Source organism: Pantoea sp. F_5 (assembly GCF_008631595.1).
Classification (GTDB): Bacteria; Pseudomonadota; Gammaproteobacteria; order Enterobacterales; family Enterobacteriaceae; genus Pantoea; species Pantoea gossypiicola.
Genome location: NZ_VWUO01000001.1, coordinates 134,631 through 151,566, shown reverse-complemented (window position 1 = coordinate 151,566; position 16,936 = coordinate 134,631). Strand labels below are relative to the sequence as shown.

Genomic DNA, 16,936 nt, shown 5'->3' with positions numbered 1-16,936 from the left:
ATTTGGAGCAACCATGTCCCATATTTTGCAATTTCTTTTAGCACTGGTGGTGGTCGGAATACTCTCCTTGCTGGTCAGTCACGATCGTAAAAGCATTCGCATTCGCTACATTATACAGCTACTGGTGATTGAAATTGTGCTCGCCTGGTTCTTCCTGAACTCAGAAGCGGGGCTGGGTTTCGTCAAAGGCTTCGCGGGCTTCTTTGACCATCTGCTGAAGTATGCGGCTCAGGGAACCAACTTTGTCTTCGGCAACATGAGTGATAAAGGCCTGGCCTTCTTCTTCCTTAACGTACTGTGCCCAATCGTCTTTATCTCTGCACTGATCGGTATTCTGCAGCATTTCCGTATCCTGCCATGGGTTATCCGCGGTATTGGTACCGTGCTGTCGAAAGTCAATGGCATGGGAAAACTGGAATCTTTCAACGCCGTGAGTTCTCTGATACTGGGACAGTCAGAAAACTTCATCGCCTATAAAGATATTCTCGGCAAGATGTCACAGCGCCGCATGTACACCATGGCTGCGACCGCAATGTCGACGGTATCAATGTCTATCGTCGGAGCCTATATGACGATGCTGCAGCCAAAATATGTGGTCGCTGCACTGGTACTCAACATGTTCAGTACCTTTATCGTGCTGTCGCTGATCAACCCGTACCGCGTTGAGAACGAAGAAGATCTGCAACTGCAGGATCTGCATAAAGGTCAAAGCTTCTTCGAGATGCTGGGCGAATATATCCTGGCTGGCTTCCGCGTCGCGATTATCGTAGCCGCCATGCTGATTGGCTTTATCGCGCTGATTTCAGGCCTGAATGCGCTGTTTGATCTGATCTTCGGCATCAGCTTCCAGGGCGTTCTCGGCTTTGTCTTCTATCCCTTTGCCTGGATGATGGGTGTGCCTTCTGGCGAAGCGTTGCAGGTCGGCAGCATTATGGCGACCAAGCTGGTATCGAATGAGTTTGTCGCCATGATGGATCTGCAGAAAATCGCGGGTCAGCTGTCGCCAAATTCAGAAGGTATTCTGTCCGTGTTCCTGGTGTCGTTCGCCAACTTCTCTTCAATCGGCATCGTAGCGGGTGCGATTAAAGGTCTGAACGAAGAACAGGGTAACGTGGTTTCCCGCTTCGGCCTGAAGCTGCTGTACGGCTCTACGCTGGTCAGCGTGCTCTCCGCCGCTATCGCCGGTCTGGTTCTGGCGTTCTGATACGGTTCTAAGCAATAAAGGGCGAGCGGGTCTCGCCCTTCTCTTTCCGCGGCATTCCTGCTCTGCTTCCCGTTGATTCGCCCATAAAGCGTCGCTTCTCACATTACACAACAAATTCACATCTGCAGTTAACCCGTGCGCGTGAGGCAGCACCGCGTTCCGAAGGTCATGCCGGCTAAAACGTCTCAGCGTGACGTGCATAATAAAGCAATAAGGTTTTTATCCGCACGAAAAGGCGAATGAAGGGGATAGCAGGAAGGATGTTGACAGCGACGTGTCAGAAAATGGTGGAGATAAGCGGGATCGAACCGCTGACCTCTTGCATGCCATGCAAGCGCTCTCCCAGCTGAGCTATACCCCCACATCTGGAATCGTTTTTCAGTGCCAAACTTTTGAGACGAAGTTTGGTGGAGCTAAGCGGGATCGAACCGCTGACCTCCTGCATGCCATGCAGGCGCTCTCCCAGCTGAGCTATAGCCCCGAACCGAAAAACTGTCGCGTTAAGCGACGGACGGCATAATATGAAACCGCCTCCAGGGTGTCAACGGCAAAATGACATTCTCTGTTTGATCGCTGAAAAAGGCGGCAACCTGCGAAGTTTCAGCAGCATGCCGCAGCTGAAAATCGTGTCTGTTCCGGCAGGGCCGTTTTTTAACTGTTATTCAGTCTGCCGTCAGGTTAATTCCCGGTTAAATATGTTATAGGAATTTTCTTGTCTTCGTCTTTTTCGCGTGCAAAACTTAGCCCGCTAACTTAGTGGTCACCGGGATCCTCTCCCGCACACCACGCGTCCACCAGGCGTTATCGTCCCATTAATCATAAAAAAACTATTGAGATACTATGTCGCTGCATACACCTAAAGAAATCGCACAACTGGCGATCCAGTCAGGCGTGGCCAAAAGCCGTGCGCCTGTCAGCATCCTCCTTATTCTCGGCTTTATGGCGGGCGCATTTATTGCGACCGGCTTCCTGCTGGATCTTCACGTGATTAACACTCTGCCGGCTGAGTGGGGCTCATTTGGTGGCCTGTTAGGTGCAGCTGTCTTCCCTGTGGGTATCATCATGACCGTGCTGGCAGGGGGTGAGCTGCTGACCGGTAATATGATGACCCTGCCGGTAGCCTGGTTCGCCCGCCGCATCAGCTTTATGAGCGTAGCGCGGAACTGGTTCTGGGTGACCCTGGCGAATTTCCTCGGCAGCGTGGCTGTCGCCTGGTTCTTTGGCCATATGCTGGGCATGACCGAAGGCGATTACCTGAAAAAGACCGTTGCGATTGCCTCTGCAAAAGTCCATGCCGATTTCCTGCACGCCTTTATTTCAGGCATTGGCTGTAACTGGCTGGTGTGTCTGGCGGTGTGGCTGGCGTTTGCCAGTAAAGATGTGGTCGGCAAGATCTTCGGCATGTGGTTCCCGGTTATGGCGTTTGTTGCTATTGGTTTCCAGCACGTTGTCGCCAACATGTTTATCATTCCGGCCGCCATTTTTGCCGGTCAGATGACCTGGGCAGAGTATCTCCCTAACTTTGTTGCCATCTTCCTGGGCAATGCCGTGGGCGGTGCCGTCTTCGTTGGCCTGGCCTACTTCCTTGCCTTCCGCCCTGCCGCAGAACCTGCCAGCAACCCGCAGTAATCCTGTTTTGCCTTTTGTCAAAAGACAAAAGGCAATTTCAGCTTCAGTTACTTTCCCCCGTTACATTTTGCTGTAATATGTACCGCTAATGTATTTAACAGGGATAGCATCGTGAAAAAGGAATGGCTTACTCCCGAAGAGCTGGCTGCAGAAACGGGTTACAGTCGGCAAACGGTGAATAAATGGATCAAACGAGAGAACTGGACAACCACGCCAAAGCCCGGTGTACAAGGCGGCAAGGCACGTCTGATTCATATTGATGAACGCGTAAAAAGTTTTATTCAGTCGACACGCAATCTTAACGAGCCCGCAGCGACCTATGGTGCAGTGGCTAATTCTTTACCTGCGTTATTGATAAGTTCCATCCAGCAAATGAGTCAGGATGAACAGGATCAGTTCACCGCGTTAATCTTACGTGAAGGGATTAAGGGCGTAATGCAGCGTCTGGGAATTGGTGAAGAGTAAAGAAACCGGAAGCGTGATGCTTCCGGCTGTGTTGATTAAGCCTGTGCTTCACGCTCACTGATAAAGGCCAGAGCCTGCTCAATACGTGCCACACTGCGGCTGCGGCCAATCGCTTCAACAGTGACATCCAGACCCGGTGACTGACCGGCACCGGTCACCGCCACACGCAGCGGCATGCCGACTTTACCCATTCCCACTTCCAGCTCATCTGCAGTGCTCTGAATCGCCTGATGGATGTTTTCAGCGTTCCACTCGGTGATTGCGGCCAGCTTATCGCGCACGACTTCCAGCGGCTGACGCGCCACCGGACGAAGATGTTTCTTCGCGGCATCGGCATCAAACTCTGCAAAGTCTTCATAGAAGTAGCGACAGGACGCCGCCATCTCTTTCAGCGTTTTGCAGCGCTCACCCAGCAGGCTAACCAGTTTCGCCAGTTCCGGCCCGGTACGGGTATCAATTTTCTGCTCTTCAATATGCCACTGCAGATGCGTCGCCACATATTCTGGCGGCAGCGTATTGATGTAGTGATGGTTCAGCCACTGCAGTTTCTCTGTGTTGAACGCACTGGCAGACTTACTGACGGCGTCCAGCGTAAACAGCTCGGTCATTTCAGGCACGCTGAAAATTTCCTGATCGCCATGTGACCAGCCCAGACGAACCAGGTAGTTGAGCAGCGCTTCCGGCAGGTAGCCATCATCCCGATACTGCATCACCCCTACTGCGCCATGACGCTTAGAGAGCTTTTTGCCATCGTCGCCCAGGATCATTGAAACGTGGGCATAGACCGGAACCTGCGCGCCAATCGCTTTAAGGATGTTGATCTGACGTGGTGTGTTGTTGATGTGGTCTTCACCGCGAATAACGTGCGTGATGCCCATATCCCAGTCATCCACAACGACGCAGAAGTTATAGGTGGGGGAACCATCGGTGCGGCGGATAATCAGATCGTCGAGTTCCTGGTTGCTGAACTCGATCGGGCCGCGGATCTGATCGTCAAAGATGACCGAACCATCCTGTGGATTGCGGAAACGTACCACGCACGGCTCATCATCGGCATGATGTTCATGGCTGTCACGACAACGGCCGTCGTAACGCGGCTTTTCGTTGTTGGCCATCTGCTCTTCACGCAGAGCTTCCAGACGCTCTTTGGAGCAGTAGCATTTGTATGCCGTGCCCGCTTCCAGCATTTCATCAATGACCGCGTTGTAGCGATCAAAACGCTTAGTCTGGTAGTAAGGGCCTTCATTCCAGTCCAGACTGAGCCAGTTCATGCCATCCATGATGGCTTCGATAGCTTCCGGCGTGGAGCGCTCCAGATCGGTATCTTCAATGCGCAGCACGAACTCGCCCTGGTTATGACGCGCAAAGAGCCAGGAGTAAAGTGCGGTACGGGCGCCACCAACATGCAGGTAGCCGGTTGGGCTGGGCGCGAAGCGTGTTTTGATTTTCATTGAGTATTGCCTTAGATGCGCGGGTTCTCTGTCTGGATGACAAAAAACAGGTTAGACGCGAAAAAACAGTGGGCACATTCTAGCATCTGACGGTGAATCCTCAATGCATGCCCGCGGGTTGCCCTCAGGGAAAAGGCGCTTTTCTGCCAGTAAAACCAGCACATTGACTAAAAGCGCAACAGGATGTTTAAAAATAAACCGAACGCACATTTATGTTTTAAAAAGCGTTGACTCAAAATCAACTATCCCTATAATGCGACTCCACACAGCGGGGGTGATTAGCTCAGTTGGTAGAGCATCTCCCTTACAAGGAGGGGGTCGGCGGTTCGAACCCGTCATCACCCACCACTCTTAACAGGGTGCCCGCAGTGAACAGGTATGAAGATATGGGTGATTAGCTCAGTTGGTAGAGCATCTCCCTTACAAGGAGGGGGTCGGCGGTTCGAACCCGTCATCACCCACCATATCTTGCCTGTTAGTAGTATCGAAGTACGAAGTGGGTGATTAGCTCAGTTGGTAGAGCATCTCCCTTACAAGGAGGGGGTCGGCGGTTCGAACCCGTCATCACCCACCACTTCGGGTCGTTAGCTCAGTTGGTAGAGCAGTTGACTTTTAATCAATTGGTCGCAGGTTCGAATCCTGCACGACCCACCAATTCAGAAAAAAGCGCCTTTTGGGCGCTTTTTTCGTTTCCGGAGCACGGACTATGCCGTGCAGGATGAGAACCTGCTGCAGGTTCGACTGAATCGCCCGGCGATTCAGGCTGATGCGACAGCATCACCCGCAGGGCGAGGCCCGGAATGGGCCGAGGCTATCCTGCACGACCCACCAATTCAGAAAAAAGCGCCTTTAAGGCGCTTTTTTCGTTTCCGAGGTACGGACTTTACCGTGCAGGATGAGAACCTGCTGCAGGTTCGACTGAATCGCCTGGCGATTCAGGCTGATGCGACAGCATCACCCGGATGGGCCGAGGCTATCCTGCACGACCCTCCCATTCCGAGAAAAGCGCCTTTTGGGCGCTTTTTTCGTTTCTGCGCTTTAGCCGCTTACGCGTTCAGAATCCCACTCCATTTATGCTGCCTGAGTGCCACGTTTATTTTACTGCGCCAGGCTAAGCCTGAATGACGAGTCCCCTCAGAAAGGACATTCAGGAGAAGAATCTGCTTTTTTACTCCCCTGCTCTTTTTGACACTTTAGTTATTTTCGCCTGCGCCGATAACTTTATAGACGAACTACAGGGAGAAAATGATGTCCTCAATAGCCGGAGTTTTGAAAGTTATGCCGGGGGGTGGTGACAGCGGCAGTATCGCCTCGCAGATCGCCGCACTGAATAAACAGATTCAGAGCGTGATGAAAAAAATCAAAGAGCTGGCCGACAACCACGATCTCGACGAAGAACAGAAATTTAAAATAGCGCAGATGTACCAGTCGCAACTCACCATGCTATGGGCGCAGATTGCTCATCTGCAAAAGAAACAGGCTGAGCAGGCCGAGAAGGCGCAGCACAAAAACGACAGTGTTAATCCGGTCAGTGAAAGCCAGGCGAACGGTATTAACCGCCCAACTGACAAAAATAATGTCGATGTCTATATCTAAAACGCCGGTTTAAGCGTGCGTTGTTGCGCCAGCAGCGCCGCCTGCTGGCGCACTTCCTGCCATATCGCTTCTGCGGCAGGCGTCAGCGAGCGGTTTTTCCGTTTGATTAGCGTCAGGCTGCGATTGATTTCCGGATAGAGACGCCGCACCTTGAGAACGCGATCCGCCGGTAGCGGTAAGGCCAGCGCGGGCAGAATACTGATACCAATCCCTACCTGCACCATCGGAAACAGCGTGGCGGGATGACCAATCTCCTGCACCACTTCTGCCCTGATATTCTGCTGCTGCATTGCCGCATCAATCAAAACCCGACTGCCGGACGCGTAATCCTGCAAGACCATGGTTCGGCCCTCCAGCATCGCCCATTCAGCTCTTTCCACCATCGCCAGCGGATCATCCTCGCGACATAACAGCAGGAAAGGCTCATCCAGAATCGCGATGCTGTCGAAATCGCTGTCGCTGAGTGGCCCAATCACGATCCCGAAATCGACTTCGGCATTACGCACACTTTGCAGCACCCATTGCTGGGCGCGATCGTGCAGGATGACTTTAATATCGGGAAAATGGTGCTGACTGGCGGCAAGACATTGCGGCATCAGATGCGCGGAAATAGTCTGGCTGGCGGCGACTCTGACGGTGCCACTGCGCTGCTCGCCAAAACTGCGGATATCCAGCAAGGTGGTATGAATCTCCTCCAGCAGGCGCTCCATGCGTGATGCCAGCTGTTTGCCTGCCTCGGTCAGCATCACCTCACGCGTAGTACGATCCAGCAACCGCACGCCGGTTTCCGCTTCAAGCTCTTTGATACTGTGGCTCACCGCCGACTGACTCAGACCTATCGCCTGCCCCGCCTGACTGAAGCCGCCATAGTGGGCCACCGCAATAAACGTCCGTAGCTGACGCAGCGTATAATTCATCGATTTTTCTCATAGATTGATTCAATAAATCAATTTTATTTCTAAAACTACTTGTCGCACAATCGTGCTATTGAAAAATTTACCGGATTTTAACAATGGGCTTTTTAAAACTCGATCCGATGATGGTTAAACTCATCATCACCGTGCTGCTGGCCTCTTTCCTGCCAGCGAAAGGGATCTATGTCGATATCTTCAGCTACCTTGCGACAGCAGCAATAGCACTGCTGTTCTTTATGCACGGTGCCAAGCTCTCGCGTGAAAAGATCATCGCAGGCAGCAGTCACTGGCAGCTGCATCTTTGGATTATGTTCAGCACCTTTGTGCTGTTTCCGGCGCTGGGTCTGCTGCTGGTCTGGTGGCATCCGGTTGATGTCGGCCCGGAGATTTATACCGGCTTTATCTACCTTTGCATCCTGCCTGCGACGGTGCAGTCTGCTATCGCCTTTACCTCAATGGCAGGCGGTAACGTTGCCGCAGCGGTGTGCAGCGCCTCGGCATCAAGCCTGCTGGGTGTCTTCATTTCACCGTTGCTGGTGAATCTGGTGATGGATATCCACAGCAGTGCGCCCAGCGATGGTCTGGAGCAGATCGGCAAGATTATGTTGCAACTGATGGTGCCTTTCATTCTGGGTCACCTTTCACGTCGCTGGATCGGTGGCTGGGTTGAGAAACACCGTAGCCTGATTGGCAAAACTGACCAGACTTCAATTCTGCTGGTGGTCTATTCCGCTTTCAGTGAAGCCGTGGTGAATGGTATCTGGCATCGTGTTGGCCTGATTACGCTGCTGTGGATTGTGGCGGGTTCTGTCATCCTGCTTACCGCCGTGCTAATTATCAACCTGCTGGCCTCACGTCTGTTCCGCTTTAAGCGCGCAGATGAGATTGTGGTGCTGTTTTGTGGCTCAAAGAAGAGCCTGGCGAATGGCGTGCCGATGGCGAACATTCTGTTTCCGGCAAGTACCGTGGGAATCATTGTGCTGCCGCTGATGATTTTCCATCAGGTACAGCTGATGGTCTGCTCGTTTATCGCCGGACGTTACAAAAGGACCAATGAGAAACAGCAGGCTCTGCAGGTGAAAGATTCGGTAATGGAGTCACAGAAGTAAAACAGCTGCCCGCCTGCGCGGGCACTTTTACTTGCGGGTCTGGAGCGGTTTAACTAATCCCTCCAGACCTTCTATTTTTATCGTCAGGGTCAGCTGCATCAAATCCCCCAGCAACCCGGACGGGAAGTCGCCACTACGGGCAAACCACAGCAGATAAGGCTCAGGCAGATCGATCAGCATCCGCCCCTTATATTTGCCAAACGGCATAGGCGTATTGGCAATCGCCACCAGCTGATGTTCATCCATCTCAGGCACCCAGCAGACGAATCATTTCAGCTTCATCGATCACCTCAATGCCCAGCTCCTGCGCTTTCGCCAGCTTGGAACCCGCCGCTTCACCGGCAATCAGCAGATCGGTTTTCTTCGATACGCTGCCGCTGACTTTTGCGCCCAGCGCGATTAGCTGCGCTTTGGCATCATCGCGGTTCATCTGCGACAGCGAGCCGGTCAGAACCACGGTTTTACCGGCGAACGGACTGTCGATCTCTTCGGCTTTCACCACCACAACGGCCGGCCAATGAATGCCGATGTCGTCCGTCAGCTGGCGGATGACCTCGCGGTTGCTCTCCTCTTCCATAAAGTTGCGCACGTGCGCGGCAACGACTTTACCCACATCCGGCACGGCAATCAGCGCCTCAAGGTCGGCATCCATCACTTTCTGCAGCTCACCAAAATGGTTAGCCAGATTGGCGGCGGTAGCTTCACCCACTTCGCGGATCCCCAGCGCATAGAGGAAACGTGCCAGCGTGGTCGACTTTGCTTTTTCCAGCGCATCGACCACGTTTTGCGCCGATTTTGGCCCCATGCGATCCAGCCCTGTCAGCTTGCCCGCCGTGAGACGAAAGAGATCGGCTGGGGTCGAGACATACTCTTTCTCCACCAGCTGGTCGATAATCTTATCGCCCATACCATCAACATCGAGCGCACGGCGCGAGACAAAATGCTTTAGTGCCTCTTTGCGTTGCGCGCCGCAAATCAGACCGCCGGTGCAGCGCGTGACCGATTCGCCTTCGACCCGTTCCACCTCAGAACCACAAACCGGGCAATGGGCAGGAAACACCACTTCACGCGTCTCTTCAGGACGTTCAGCGGTGACCACATTCACAACCTGCGGGATCACATCGCCTGCACGGCGAATCACAACCCGGTCGCCAATGCGCAGTCCCAGCCGCGCGATTTCATCAGCGTTGTGCAGCGTGGCGTTGCTGACAATCACGCCCGCTACCTGAACCGGCTCAAGACGAGCCACCGGCGTGATAGCACCCGTACGACCCACCTGAAATTCGACATCCCGTACCCAGGTCAGTTGTTCCTGCGCCGGGAATTTGAAGGCAATCGCCCAGCGCGGTGCGCGCGCCACAAAGCCCAGTTGTTCCTGCAGTGCCTGTGAATCGACTTTGATTACGACACCATCAATATCAAAGCCGAGGTTCGGACGCTGTTGCTCAACGTCGTGATAAAAAGCCAGCGCCTCTTCCGCATTATGCACCAGCTTAATGCGGTCGCTGACCGGGAGACCCCAGGCTTTGAACTGCTGCAGACGCCCCATGTGACTGTGCGGCATCTCCCCGCCTTCCAGCAGGCCAAAACCGTAGCAGAAGAAAGTTAATGGACGTTTAGCGGTGATACGCGGATCAAGCTGACGCAGCGAACCTGCCGCTGCGTTGCGCGGGTTAGCAAAGACTTTGCCGTCAGTGCGTCGCGCTTCCTCATTCAGCTTTTCGAAGCCGCGCTGCGTCATAAATATTTCGCCGCGTACTTCCAGCCGGGCCGGAATGTTGTCGCCTTTTAGCCGCAGCGGGATAGCGCGAATGGTACGAACGTTAGCAGTAATGTTCTCGCCGGTCGTGCCGTCACCGCGCGTTGCGGCCCGGACCAGCAGGCCATTTTCATACATCAGGCTGACCGCAGCGCCATCAAGCTTGAGTTCACAGCAGTAGGTAATGTCGTCACTGCTTTTCAGCCGATCCTGCACCCGCTTGTTGAAGGCCATAAACGTGGCTTCATCAAAGGCATTATCCAGCGACAGCATCGGGACTTCATGGCGAACCTGCTCGAATACCGTCAGCGGTGCAGCACCTACACGCTGCGTCGGCGAGTCCGGCGTAATGAGATCGGGGTGTTCCTCTTCCAGCTGACGCAGTTCGCCCATCAGACGATCGTATTCGGCATCCGGCACTTCCGGTGCATCCATGACGTGATAAAGATATTCGTGATGGCGCAGTGTGGTGCGCAGTTCAGTGATGTGATCCTGGACGGATTTCATATAGCCCCATCAGATAAAAAACCCCCGACAGGCGGGGGTTTATTTTAACAATTAAGATAGCGGTCAGCGCAGGTCTCAGACGCCAACCACATCGCGAATACGCGCCTTGTAGGTTTCCAGCTTCTGCGGCGTCATCATACGACGCTCATCATCCAGCACGACACCGCCAACGTCATCAGCGATACGCTGTGCCGACTGCAGCATCAGCTTGAAGTTCTGATTCGCATCACCATAAGAAGGCACCATCATAAAGATAGAGATGCCTGGCGTGCTGAAATCAGTCATCAGATCAGGGTTGAACGAACCCGGCTTAACCATGTTAGCCAGACTGAACAGGACCGGACCGCTGCCTGCCGGACTCAGATGACGATGGAAAATGTTCATTTCACCAAACTGGAAGCCCGCCTGCAGTATACCCTGCAGTAATGCCTCACCGTTCAGCTCACCGCCCGAATGGGCTGCAACATGTAGTACCAGTACCGCTTCTTTCGGTTTTTCCACTGGCGCTTTCGCTGCAGGCTGTGCAGGCGCGGGATCCGGTGTTACTTCAGGCTCAGGCTCAGGTTCTGCCTGGTACTGCGGAGCGGGCTGGACAGATTCCAGCGGATCGAGATCCAGCAGCGGGTCGGCCTGGACTGGCGGCGCGACAAAAGTCGGCGCGGGCTGCTGACGAGCCGGTTCAGGGCGCGGCTGCGGAGCAGGCTTCGGTGCCGTGTTAAAAAGCGGATCGTTTTCTGGTTCAGGTTGCGGTGCGGGTCGTGGCGCAGGCTGACGCACAGGCTCAGCAGGCGCTTGCTTACGCGGCGCTTCTGACTGTGGCTCACGAATCTCATCGAAACGCGGTTCCTGGTGTGTGCTGCGTTCAGAACGAATGCGAACCTCGCCGACGCCGTCATCTTCGTCGTCAATCAGATCCTGCTCATCATGTTCTTTACGTTGTTTCAGACGTTTGTGCGGGCGATCACGGAACACTGACGAACGCTCTTTACGGCTGGTCCACAGCCCGTGAAGAAGGAGCGCTATAATGGCGATCGCGCCAACAACGATTAATATCAGACGCAAATCCTGCATCATTGTATTCTCTGTTGTTCCAATACCTTGCCACCGCGGCAAACTTTATCCTCTAACTGTATTTGCCCTGCTACACAAGTGCAAGTCTGTGCACTATTTTCTGACAAATAAGATAGGCAACCCACGCTTTTTCGCTGTTTTTTTATCCAAACGGCACCTGGCCTGGAGAAAAAGCCAGGTTATAGTGGGCGCGCCTTAACACTTCCAGGAGAAATGGCTTTATGGCCTTTGAGAATTCGGTCTCAGATTTTAACGGCATGCACTACTTTAGCCAGGGCTGGAAACTGGTCCGTCTGCCTGGCATTCGCCGCTTTGTGGTGATGCCACTGCTGATTAACATTATCATGCTCGGTGGCGCATTCGTCTGGCTGTTCTATCGTCTCGGTGACTGGATCCCGCGCCTGATGACCCATATTCCGGACTGGCTGCAATGGCTGAGCTATCTGTTGTGGCCGTTGTCTGTGATTGCGATTGTGCTGGTGTTTAGCTACTTTTTCTCGACGCTGGCAAATCTGATAGCGGCCCCTTTCTGCGGCCTGCTGGCCGAGCAGCTCGAAGGACGCCTGACCGGTAAGCTTCTGCCCGATAGCGGCTGGGCAGGAATGATTAAAGATGTGCCGCGTATTATGAAGCGCGAGATGCAAAAACTGGGCTATTACCTGCCCCGCGCGCTGGGACTGTTGCTGCTTTACTTTATTCCTGGTTTTGGTCAGACGGTTGCCCCGGTGCTGTGGTTCCTGTTCAGTGCCTGGATGTTATCCATCCAGTATTGCGACTATCCGTTCGACAACCACAAAGTGCCGTTTCAGCAGATGCGAAACGCCCTGCATCGGCACAAAACAGCCAATATGCAGTTTGGCGCACTCACCAGCCTGTTCACTATGATTCCAGTTCTGAATCTGGTGATTATGCCCGTTGCTGTTTGCGGTGCCACCGCCATGTGGGTCGATCGCTACCGACCGCAGCTGGCACGTAATGAGGTGCGCTAGACTCATCAGCGCGCCTTATGCTCTTTTTCGCAGGGCTTATTGCCGGGGGACATATAGATATACGATTTCTTTCCTTCCGCCCCCAGGCAGAACAGGTATGCTCATAGGGTTCCCAATAATTCATACAGTTAAGGGCAGGCTATGAGTAAGATCTATGAAGACAACTCTTTGACAATTGGTCATACGCCACTGGTTCGACTGAACCGCATCGGTAACGGCCGCATTCTTGCGAAAGTTGAATCCCGTAACCCGAGCTTCAGCATTAAATGCCGTATCGGTGCCAACATGATTTGGGACGCAGAGAAACGCGGTATTCTGAAACCCGGTATTGAGTTGGTTGAACCGACCAGTGGTAACACCGGCATCGCGCTGGCCTACGTTGCCGCTGCGCGCGGTTATAAGCTTACGCTGACCATGCCGGAAACCATGTCGGTGGAACGTCGTAAGCTGCTGAAAGCGCTGGGTGCGAAGCTGGTTCTGACCGAAGGTGCCAAAGGCATGAAAGGTGCCATCGGCAAAGCAGAAGAGATTGTCGCCAGCGACCCGGACAAATATGTGCTGCTGCAGCAGTTCAGCAACCCGGCTAACCCGGAAATCCATGAAAAGACCACCGGCCCGGAAATCTGGGAAGATACCGATGGCGAAGTGGATGTCTTTATTGCGGGTGTCGGCACAGGCGGGACGCTGACCGGCGTGAGTCGCTACATCAAAAACACCAAAGGCAAAAAAGATCTGATTACCGTCGCGGTTGAGCCGACCGATTCGCCAGTGATTGCACAGGCGCTGGCGGGTGAAGAGATCAAACCCGGCCCGCACAAAATTCAGGGTATTGGTGCAGGCTTTATTCCGGGCAATCTGGAACTGAACCTGGTTGACCGCGTGGTGGCCATTACCAATGAAGAAGCGATCAGCACGGCGCGCAGGCTGATGGAAGAAGAAGGTATCCTGGCCGGTATCTCATCCGGTGCTGCTGTCGCCGCCGCGCTGAAGCTGCAGGAAGACGAAACCTTCGCGAACAAAAACATCGTGGTGATTCTGCCCTCCTCTGGCGAACGCTATCTGAGTACCGCGCTGTTCGCCGATCTCTTTACGGAAAAAGAGCTGCAGTAGCTGGAGCCGATAGTCTGAAAATGTCGAAAAAAGCACCCATCCGGGTGCTTTTTTGTGGTGCAGATCTCACTTTCATCACCCGGCAGATTGATTTCAGTGATGCCGATCTGGTATTCAGACTGCCAATTATTTCGATGCCTGAAATTAATCCGCGCTTGAAGTGGATCAAGCTGAATCGATTTACGGATTCAGTGAAACGGCGAATCACGGCATAATTAACCGGTGACGTGTAGAATCGGTTTTGAGACGCAACGGATTGCAGATTTGACGCATGCGCGTCTTTGGTCAGCATGAAGCTATACCCGCGCACCTACACAGGCTAAAGTGAAGGCTCCAGGCTAGACTTTAGATCCATAATACTCATCCTGATAACGTTGGGGAAATAGAATGTTCCAGCAAGAAGTTACCATTACTGCACCAAACGGTCTGCATACTCGCCCAGCTGCGCAATTCGTTAAAGAAGCCAAAGCTTTCCAGTCAGAAATCACCGTGACCTCTAACGGCAAATCAGCGAGCGCGAAAAGCCTGTTCAAACTGCAGACGCTGGGTTTAACCCAGGGAACGGTTGTCACCCTTTCCGCGGAAGGTGAAGATGAGCAGAAAGCAGTTGAGCATCTGGTCAAACTGATGGCTGAACTGGAGTAATCTCCGCTCAGCTCTCCAGCCAATCGACTCCTCTGCGCCATTGAGTGCAAACATCTTGATCGCGGACAACCTGTCCGCGTTATTGCTTTCGTAAAGTACGTGTCCCGCGACAATGGCACCGCAAAGAGTCCCATCAGCCATCGTGATTAAAAGGTAGCGTTATGATTTCAGGCATTTTAGCATCACCAGGTATCGCTTTCGGCAAAGCACTGCTGCTGAAAGAAGACGAGATCGTCATCAACCGCAAGAAAATTTCTGATGACCAGGTTGAGCAGGAAGTTCAGCGCTTCCTCGATGGCCGCAGCAAAGCGGCATTACAACTGGAAGCGATTCGCGTCAAAGCGGGTGAAACCCTCGGTGAAGAGAAAGCAGCCATCTTCGAAGGCCACATCATGTTGCTGGAAGATGAAGAGCTGGAGCAGGAAATCATCGACCTGATCAAAAAAGATCACGCGACTGCCGATGCTGCTGCTTACTCGGTCATTGATGGCCAGGCGAAAGCACTGGAAGAATTAGATGACGAATATCTGAAAGAGCGTGCGGCTGACGTGCGTGACATCGGTAAACGTCTGCTGCAAAACATCCTTGGTCTGCACATCGTTGACCTGAGCGCTATTCAGGACGAATCCATTCTGGTGGCCAAAGATTTAACGCCGTCAGAAACCGCACAGCTAAACCTGAAAAAGGTGCTGGGCTTTATCACCGATCTGGGTGGCCGTACCTCACATACCTCAATCATGGCGCGCTCGCTGGAGATCCCGGCCATTGTCGGCACCGGCAATGTGACCGTCACGATTAAAAATGGCGATTTCCTGATTCTGGATGGCGTTAACAATGCCATTCACGTCAATCCTTCAGAAGCAGTTCAGGAAGAGCTTAAAGCCGTACAGAACCAGTATCTGTCGGAAAAACATGAATTAGCCAAGCTGAAAGATCTGCCAGCCGTGACGCTGGATGGTCATCAGGTTGAAGTCTGTGCCAACATCGGTACTGTACGCGATATCGCCGGTGCTGAGCGCAACGGCGCGGAAGGCGTCGGTCTCTACCGCACCGAATTCCTGTTCATGGACCGTGATGCGCTGCCGACCGAAGAAGAGCAGTTCCAGGCGTACAAAGCGGTCGCTGAAGCGATGGGTTCCCAGGCGGTTATCGTACGTACCATGGATATCGGCGGTGACAAAGATCTGCCTTACATGAATCTGCCAAAAGAAGAGAACCCGTTCCTCGGCTGGCGTGCTATCCGTATCGCGATGGATCGCAAAGAGATTCTTCATGCACAGCTGCGTGCCATCCTGCGCGCCTCCTCTTTCGGTAAACTGCGCATCATGTTCCCGATGATCATTTCGGTTGAAGAAGTACGCAGCCTGAAAGCGGAACTGGAACTGCTGAAAGCGCAGTTGCGTGAAGAAGGTAAAGCCTTTGATGAAAGCATCGAAGTCGGCATCATGGTAGAGACCCCGGCTTCAGCCGTCATTGCCCATCATCTGGCGAAAGAGGTCGACTTCTTCAGTATTGGGACAAACGATCTGACGCAGTATACTCTGGCGGTCGATCGTGGTAATGATTTGATCTCGCACCTGTACAACCCAATGACGCCGTCTGTGCTTAACTTAATCAAGCAAGTCATTGATGCATCTCACGCTGAAGGTAAATGGACCGGCATGTGTGGTGAGCTGGCAGGTGATGAACGTGCTACACTACTGTTACTGGGAATGGGGCTGGACGAGTTCAGTATGAGTGCCATTTCTATCCCTGGCATCAAGAAAATCATTCGTAATACTAATTTTGAAGATGCGAAGGCATTGGCAGAGCAGGCACTGGCTCAACCGACAGCGGAAGACTTAATGAACCTTGTTAACAAGTTCATTAAAGAAAAAACGCTCTGCTAACCTGCATGATGCTGGCCCCAAATTACTGCTTAGGAGAAGATCATGGGTTTGTTTTCTAAACTTTTTGGCGAAAAAACGGATAGCGCTGGGACAATCGACATTGTAGCGCCTCTGTCAGGCGAAATCGTGAACATTGAAGACGTACCAGATGTAGTGTTTGCAGAAAAAATCGTGGGCGACGGTATTGCGATTAAACCCAGCGGCAACAAAATGGTTGCGCCGGTTGATGGCACTATCGGCAAGATTTTTGAAACCAATCACGCTTTTTCGATCGAATCAGACAACGGCATCGAACTGTTCGTCCACTTTGGTATCGATACGGTTGAACTGAAAGGTGAAGGCTTCAAACGCATCGCTGAAGAAGGCCAGAAGGTCAAAAAAGGCGACGTGGTTATTGAGTTCGATCTGCCGTTGCTGGAAGAGAAAGCAAAATCAACCCTGACACCGGTTGTCATCTCCAACATGGATGAAATCAAGGAATTGATTAAGCTGTCTGGTCAGGTCACCGTCGGCGAAACGCCGGTGATTCGCATCAAAAAGTAAGCATTCGGATATAACATAACGGCACCTGCGGGTGCCGTTATCGTTTCTGCCGGAT

Annotated in this window: 15 protein-coding genes, 6 tRNA genes and 1 other RNA gene; 15 read left to right on the top strand and 7 right to left on the bottom strand. The window is 52.9% G+C overall.

Annotated elements, in window-relative coordinates; translation table 11 throughout:
• Positions 1 to 13 precede the first annotated feature (13 nt).
• A complete protein-coding gene (locus F3I44_RS00710; protein WP_013358646.1) occupies positions 14 to 1,204 on the top strand; it encodes a NupC/NupG family nucleoside CNT transporter in 1,191 nt (396 codons plus the stop codon).
• Between the two features lie 285 nt (positions 1,205 to 1,489).
• Here the strand turns inward: F3I44_RS00710 and F3I44_RS00705 are convergent.
• Together F3I44_RS00705 and F3I44_RS00700 are read right to left on the bottom strand one after the other, a co-directional pair.
• Positions 1,490 to 1,565 (bottom strand) — tRNA-Ala (locus F3I44_RS00705).
• A gap of 44 nt (positions 1,566 to 1,609) precedes the next feature.
• Positions 1,610 to 1,685: transfer RNA gene (locus tag F3I44_RS00700), tRNA-Ala, on the bottom strand.
• A gap of 359 nt (positions 1,686 to 2,044) precedes the next feature.
• Here F3I44_RS00700 and F3I44_RS00695 point away from each other — a divergent pair.
• Positions 2,045 to 2,833 carry a formate/nitrite transporter family protein gene (locus F3I44_RS00695; RefSeq protein WP_150019162.1) on the top strand — a complete coding sequence of 263 codons (789 nt, stop codon included), beginning with the start codon at positions 2,045 to 2,047 and terminating at the stop codon, positions 2,831 to 2,833.
• Positions 2,834 to 2,944: 111 nt separating this feature from the next.
• Positions 2,945 to 3,298, top strand: a complete 354-nt coding sequence (locus tag F3I44_RS00690; protein ID WP_013358648.1) for a YfeC-like transcriptional regulator — start codon at positions 2,945 to 2,947, stop codon at positions 3,296 to 3,298.
• Between the two features lie 35 nt (positions 3,299 to 3,333).
• Here the strand turns inward: F3I44_RS00690 and gltX are convergent, their stop codons facing one another.
• A complete protein-coding gene (gltX, locus tag F3I44_RS00685; protein WP_150012477.1) occupies positions 3,334 to 4,749 on the bottom strand; it encodes a glutamate--tRNA ligase in 1,416 nt (471 codons plus the stop codon).
• A 272-nt stretch (positions 4,750 to 5,021) separates the two neighbouring features.
• On the opposite strand from gltX, the gene F3I44_RS00680 reads away from it, so the two are divergent.
• The 6 genes from F3I44_RS00680 to F3I44_RS00655 all read left to right on the top strand — a co-directional run bounded on the left by F3I44_RS00680 (position 5,022) and on the right by F3I44_RS00655 (position 6,345).
• Positions 5,022 to 5,097 (top strand) — tRNA-Val (locus F3I44_RS00680).
• Between the two features lie 40 nt (positions 5,098 to 5,137).
• A tRNA-Val gene (locus F3I44_RS00675) sits at positions 5,138 to 5,213 on the top strand.
• A 34-nt stretch (positions 5,214 to 5,247) separates the two neighbouring features.
• A tRNA-Val gene (locus F3I44_RS00670) sits at positions 5,248 to 5,323 on the top strand.
• A gap of 4 nt (positions 5,324 to 5,327) precedes the next feature.
• Positions 5,328 to 5,403 (top strand) — tRNA-Lys (locus F3I44_RS00665).
• A gap of 43 nt (positions 5,404 to 5,446) precedes the next feature.
• Positions 5,447 to 5,580: non-coding RNA, RtT sRNA (locus F3I44_RS00660), on the top strand.
• Between the two features lie 447 nt (positions 5,581 to 6,027).
• On the top strand, positions 6,028 to 6,345 hold the full coding sequence (locus F3I44_RS00655; RefSeq protein WP_223814457.1) for a FlxA-like family protein: 318 nt from the start codon (positions 6,028 to 6,030) through the stop codon (positions 6,343 to 6,345).
• Here F3I44_RS00655 and F3I44_RS00650 read toward each other — a convergent pair.
• Positions 6,342 to 7,262: a LysR family transcriptional regulator gene (locus F3I44_RS00650; RefSeq protein ID WP_150019161.1), complete on the bottom strand. Its 921-nt coding sequence runs from the start codon at positions 7,260 to 7,262 to the stop codon at positions 6,342 to 6,344. The genes F3I44_RS00655 and F3I44_RS00650 overlap by 4 nt on opposite strands.
• Before the next feature lie 95 nt (positions 7,263 to 7,357).
• Here F3I44_RS00650 and F3I44_RS00645 point away from each other — a divergent pair, with 95 nt between their 5' ends.
• Positions 7,358 to 8,368, top strand: coding sequence for a bile acid:sodium symporter family protein (locus tag F3I44_RS00645; protein WP_150012481.1), 1,011 nt, complete (start codon positions 7,358 to 7,360; stop codon positions 8,366 to 8,368).
• 27 nt (positions 8,369 to 8,395) lie between these two features.
• Here F3I44_RS00645 and F3I44_RS00640 read toward each other — a convergent pair whose 3' ends face one another.
• The 3 genes from F3I44_RS00640 to zipA all read right to left on the bottom strand — a co-directional run bounded on the left by F3I44_RS00640 (position 8,396) and on the right by zipA (position 11,708).
• Positions 8,396 to 8,614: a DUF3820 family protein gene (locus F3I44_RS00640; RefSeq protein WP_003848878.1), complete on the bottom strand. Its 219-nt coding sequence runs from the start codon at positions 8,612 to 8,614 to the stop codon at positions 8,396 to 8,398.
• A gap of 1 nt (position 8,615) precedes the next feature.
• Positions 8,616 to 10,634: an NAD-dependent DNA ligase LigA gene (gene ligA / locus F3I44_RS00635; protein ID WP_150012483.1), complete on the bottom strand. Its 2,019-nt coding sequence runs from the start codon at positions 10,632 to 10,634 to the stop codon at positions 8,616 to 8,618.
• Positions 10,635 to 10,709: 75 nt separating this feature from the next.
• Positions 10,710 to 11,708, bottom strand: a complete 999-nt coding sequence (zipA, locus tag F3I44_RS00630; protein WP_150012485.1) for a cell division protein ZipA — start codon at positions 11,706 to 11,708, stop codon at positions 10,710 to 10,712.
• A 218-nt stretch (positions 11,709 to 11,926) separates the two neighbouring features.
• On the opposite strand from zipA, the gene cysZ reads away from it, so the two are divergent.
• The 5 genes from cysZ (at position 11,927) to crr (ending at position 16,881) form a co-directional block, all read left to right on the top strand.
• Complete coding sequence (gene cysZ, locus F3I44_RS00625) at positions 11,927 to 12,694, top strand: sulfate transporter CysZ (RefSeq protein ID WP_150012487.1); 768 nt, start codon at positions 11,927 to 11,929, stop codon at positions 12,692 to 12,694.
• A gap of 141 nt (positions 12,695 to 12,835) precedes the next feature.
• A complete protein-coding gene (gene cysK / locus F3I44_RS00620; RefSeq protein ID WP_033733457.1) occupies positions 12,836 to 13,804 on the top strand; it encodes a cysteine synthase A in 969 nt (322 codons plus the stop codon).
• A gap of 387 nt (positions 13,805 to 14,191) precedes the next feature.
• A complete protein-coding gene (ptsH, locus tag F3I44_RS00610) occupies positions 14,192 to 14,449 on the top strand; it encodes a phosphocarrier protein Hpr (protein ID WP_003848868.1) in 258 nt (85 codons plus the stop codon).
• 161 nt (positions 14,450 to 14,610) lie between these two features.
• Positions 14,611 to 16,338, top strand: coding sequence for a phosphoenolpyruvate-protein phosphotransferase PtsI (gene ptsI, locus F3I44_RS00605; protein ID WP_150012491.1), 1,728 nt, complete (start codon positions 14,611 to 14,613; stop codon positions 16,336 to 16,338).
• A gap of 42 nt (positions 16,339 to 16,380) precedes the next feature.
• Positions 16,381 to 16,881, top strand: coding sequence for a PTS glucose transporter subunit IIA (gene crr / locus F3I44_RS00600; RefSeq protein WP_069728735.1), 501 nt, complete (start codon positions 16,381 to 16,383; stop codon positions 16,879 to 16,881).
• Positions 16,882 to 16,936 lie beyond the last annotated feature (55 nt).

What these genes read in the sequence shown, in the direction of transcription:
- crr (WP_069728735.1), top strand. Translation starts at nt 16,381, where the DNA reads ATGGGTTTGTTTTCTAAACTTTTTGGCGAAAAAACGGATAGCGCTGGG.
- F3I44_RS00640 (WP_003848878.1), bottom strand. Translation starts at nt 8,614, where the DNA reads ATGGATGAACATCAGCTGGTGGCGATTGCCAATACGCCTATGCCGTTT.
- F3I44_RS00695 (WP_150019162.1), top strand. Translation starts at nt 2,045, where the DNA reads ATGTCGCTGCATACACCTAAAGAAATCGCACAACTGGCGATCCAGTCA.
- ptsI (WP_150012491.1), top strand. Translation starts at nt 14,611, where the DNA reads ATGATTTCAGGCATTTTAGCATCACCAGGTATCGCTTTCGGCAAAGCA.
- zipA (WP_150012485.1), bottom strand. Translation starts at nt 11,708, where the DNA reads ATGATGCAGGATTTGCGTCTGATATTAATCGTTGTTGGCGCGATCGCC.
- F3I44_RS00710 (WP_013358646.1), top strand. Translation starts at nt 14, where the DNA reads ATGTCCCATATTTTGCAATTTCTTTTAGCACTGGTGGTGGTCGGAATA.
- F3I44_RS00655 (WP_223814457.1), top strand. Translation starts at nt 6,028, where the DNA reads ATGCCGGGGGGTGGTGACAGCGGCAGTATCGCCTCGCAGATCGCCGCA.
- ligA (WP_150012483.1), bottom strand. Translation starts at nt 10,634, where the DNA reads ATGAAATCCGTCCAGGATCACATCACTGAACTGCGCACCACACTGCGC.
- gltX (WP_150012477.1), bottom strand. Translation starts at nt 4,749, where the DNA reads ATGAAAATCAAAACACGCTTCGCGCCCAGCCCAACCGGCTACCTGCAT.
- cysK (WP_033733457.1), top strand. Translation starts at nt 12,836, where the DNA reads ATGAGTAAGATCTATGAAGACAACTCTTTGACAATTGGTCATACGCCA.
- F3I44_RS00645 (WP_150012481.1), top strand. Translation starts at nt 7,358, where the DNA reads ATGGGCTTTTTAAAACTCGATCCGATGATGGTTAAACTCATCATCACC.
- cysZ (WP_150012487.1), top strand. Translation starts at nt 11,927, where the DNA reads ATGGCCTTTGAGAATTCGGTCTCAGATTTTAACGGCATGCACTACTTT.
- F3I44_RS00650 (WP_150019161.1), bottom strand. Translation starts at nt 7,262, where the DNA reads ATGAATTATACGCTGCGTCAGCTACGGACGTTTATTGCGGTGGCCCAC.
- ptsH (WP_003848868.1), top strand. Translation starts at nt 14,192, where the DNA reads ATGTTCCAGCAAGAAGTTACCATTACTGCACCAAACGGTCTGCATACT.